We start from the raw sequence: 3,228 nt of genomic DNA on the forward strand, positions 1-3,228 counted from the left end.
AGTTGTCGGTATCCCATACTCTGCTTCACTTTGGTCGGTAAGGCGGAGAGGGTACCGCTGCTGGCCCTCCTGCCTCTACCGTATGATCCAAAGTGCTGCAGTTATTCTATGAATTCAGGGTTTACAGCTGATCAACCCTTCCTACTTTCTATTCACCGCTGTGATTGTGTGCGCCGTGGCATCGTTGGTAACAGGCAGCTCATGGACGACCGCCGCCACTTTTGGCGTTGCCTTTATAGGCATTGGCAGCGGGCTCGATATTCCGCCGGCCATGACTGCCGGTGCGGTGATATCTGGAGCCATCTTTGGTGACAAAATTTCGCCCGTATCAGACTCCACCAACCTAGCGGCGGGGGTTGCCGAGGCCAACCTGTTCGACCATATCCGGTCGATGTTCTACACAACAGGTCCTGCATTAATCATTACCATTTTCCTGTTCTTCTTCATTGGGATGCAGTTTGACGGCGAAGGGGCTGATATTTCCCGCACCGCTGAACTACTGGAAGGCATCCGCGAGAATTTCTCAGTCGGTCTGCTAACGTTTATCCCTCCGCTGGTGGTGGTCGTCCTGGCCTATCGGCGCATTAATGCGCTGGCCGTTATGGTTATCGGTAGTCTACTGGGGGCAGGGCTGGCCGTGGCCACTCAAGGCGTCGCGCTAGGCGATATGATGAACTACATGAACTACGGTTATGTCTCGGAAACCGGCGTCGAAGCCGTCGACAGCCTGCTCAGCCGTGGCGGCCTGCAAGAGATGATGTGGACCATTTCACTCGGATTCATCGGACTAAGCCTCGGTGGCTTACTGGAAAAAACCCGTATGCTTGAGGTGATATTGGAGAAAATGGGCAAACTGGTAAGCAATTCTCGTGGGCTGATTATTACCCATGTCTTCTCGTCGCTGGCCACCAACCTGTTCTCGGCCAGCCAGTATATTGCCATCATTATTCCAGGGCGCATGTTCGTACCGGCTTATCGCAAGCTGAAAATTCTGCCGTCGGTGTGTTCGCGTACCTGTGAAGACTCGGCAACGGTTACCTCGCCACTGGTTCCCTGGGGGTTGGGGGGCGCCTACTACATGGGGGTGCTGGATGTATCTGCGTGGGACTACATGGGATGGACGTTCCTCGCCATTATTACGCCCATCATCGCCATCCTTTACGCCCTGTTCAATGTCTTCATCTGGCGAGAAGGCGAGCGTAACGACGTCAACACCTATAACCAGCCACACACCGACAATCAGCCGCAAGCCGAACTAGCGAAGTAGGTCGCTATCTATCAGATTGAACACGTGACCGAGGCGGTAGAACTATCGCCTCGTACCGCAGCTTATCAATTGAGGGCTCAAACCATGTATAAAAACATTTTGATTACCACAGCGGCAGACAACAATTCGAATGTCCTGCAGAAAATCGAGTTGGCTCGTAAGCTAAGCGTCGAAGACAGCACCATACAAATTATTTCTGTCATGGAGCGGATCCCGCCCTATATCGCACCGTCACTACCCAGCAATTACCGCGAAGCTACTGAGCAACGCATCAGGGCAAGCATTCAACACAATATTGGCAACCATGATTATGGCATTCACATTGTGGAAGGTAACGCCGCACATCAGGTGGTTAAATTTGCCAAGCGCCACAATATTGATTGCATTGTCGTTTCATCTAATCGGCCTGGGTTCTCTGACCATTTTATGGGATCGACAGCCCTAAATGTTGTGCGCCAGGCGGAATGCACGGTCATCGTCGTTCGGTAATAATGATACCGCCGCATATCACTAACCCGGTCAGATAGCTTTCCCACATAATCCCCTCCCTGTGCTGCTTGAGTATTGGAAAGCGCAGCTTACTGACTGACGCATATGGGGAAAAATCATAATACTAATGCTGTATTAGCTTAACTTATGATGAGGAGGCACAGTGCTCGACTACAAGCTGCTGCAAGCGCTTGCCACGGTGGTGGAGAGTGATGGCTTTGAGCGGGCGGGGGAGATGCTGGGTATTTCGCAATCGGCAATCTCGCAGCGTATCAAAACCTTAGAAATACGGCTGGGTCACCCTGTCTTGATACGCCATCCGCACCTTGCCCCCACGCCGGCGGGGCAGAAACTGCTGACGCATTATCAGCAGGTAGTGTTGCTGGAACGCGATTTGCGCGAGTCATTGCCTACGCTGGACGAACCGGCAACGCGACTACGGATCGCTATCAACGCCGATAGCCTGGCGACGTGGTGGGCCGATACGGTGGCATCTTGGTGTCAGGAAGAGGGCGTTCTTCTCGACATGGTGGTAGAAGATCAGGATGTCGGCCTTAAGCGTATGCGCGACGGTGACGTGGCCGCCTGTCTGTGTGCCACACCGCAGCCGATTGCCGGGGCGCGCTGCGAACCGCTGGGCGAAATGTGCTACTACTACCCGCTGGCTACACCGACCTACCGCGAGCGCTACTTTGCTCCCGGCGTGACGGATGCTGTGCTGGCGCAAGCGCCGGCCATCGTCTACGGACCGCACGACCAGTTACAGCATCGCTTTCTGGCCCAATGTGGTTACCACGGGCGCTTTCCCTATCACCTCTGCCCGTCATCAGAAGGGTTTGTGCAGTTGGCGCTCGCCGGTGTGGGCTACGGCATGATCCCGCGGATGCAAGTGGAAGCGAGCCTCGAAAATGGCCAGCTTGTTTGCGTTGCGGACGCGGCGCTCCACGTGCCGCTCTATTGGCACACCTGGCGCCATAGTGGAGGCCTCCTTCAGCGCCTAACCACACGATTGCGCACGGTCGTGTTGGTTTGACCCCACATGCATAACAAAACGGCCACTTTGCTGATTAGCTAAGTGGCCGTTTTCATTAAAACTTTTGGTCGGAGCGACAGGATTCGAACCTGCGACCTTTGCAACCCCATTGCAACGCGCTACCAAGCTGCGCCACGCTCCGACTATTTGGCTTGAGAAGAGTTATTGCCTCAAGACGGTGCGTATACTAGCGGTTTGTGGGGCAAATGAAAAGCCCAATTACGCTTCTTTTCAATCGCTTGGATTTGTTGGTTGGTTCAATGCTCAGCGTTTCGGTTATAATCCCACACGATACTTCGGTTGGCGATCGTTATTTTGAGGCTCTTCGTCGTTTCATGTGGATTTGGCCTGATCAAGCATGCGCCCGACTGGGCTACCGATCAGGTAGATCATGGCGATGAAGTTGGCCTCGTTCCGGTAGCCGCGTGCACGTGATCTG

At 54.0% G+C, this 3,228-nt stretch carries 3 protein-coding genes and 1 tRNA gene; 3 read left to right on the plus strand and 1 reads right to left on the minus strand.

Annotated features, from left to right (window positions below):
- The first annotated feature begins 130 nt into the window (after nt 1–130).
- The 3 genes from HZS81_RS17805 to HZS81_RS17815 all read left to right on the plus strand — a co-directional run bounded on the left by HZS81_RS17805 (nt 131) and on the right by HZS81_RS17815 (nt 2,789).
- Nucleotides 131–1,267 carry a Na+/H+ antiporter NhaC family protein gene (locus HZS81_RS17805; RefSeq protein WP_338401878.1) on the plus strand — a complete coding sequence of 379 codons (1,137 nt, stop codon included), beginning with the start codon at nt 131–133 and terminating at the stop codon, nt 1,265–1,267.
- An 84-nt stretch (nt 1,268–1,351) separates the two neighbouring features.
- The gene (locus HZS81_RS17810; protein ID WP_179931864.1) at nt 1,352–1,756 is read left to right on the plus strand and encodes a universal stress protein; all 405 of its coding nucleotides are present in this window, start codon (nt 1,352–1,354) and stop codon (nt 1,754–1,756) included.
- A 163-nt stretch (nt 1,757–1,919) separates the two neighbouring features.
- On the plus strand, nt 1,920–2,789 hold the full coding sequence (locus HZS81_RS17815) for an ArgP/LysG family DNA-binding transcriptional regulator (RefSeq protein WP_179931865.1): 870 nt from the start codon (nt 1,920–1,922) through the stop codon (nt 2,787–2,789).
- Nucleotides 2,790–2,854: 65 nt separating this feature from the next.
- Here HZS81_RS17815 and HZS81_RS17820 read toward each other — a convergent pair.
- Nucleotides 2,855–2,931: transfer RNA gene (locus tag HZS81_RS17820), tRNA-Pro, on the minus strand.
- Between the last annotated feature and the right edge of the window lie 297 nt (nt 2,932–3,228).

This window comes from Vreelandella salicampi (assembly GCF_013415105.1).
GTDB lineage: Bacteria > Pseudomonadota > Gammaproteobacteria > Pseudomonadales > Halomonadaceae > Vreelandella > Vreelandella salicampi.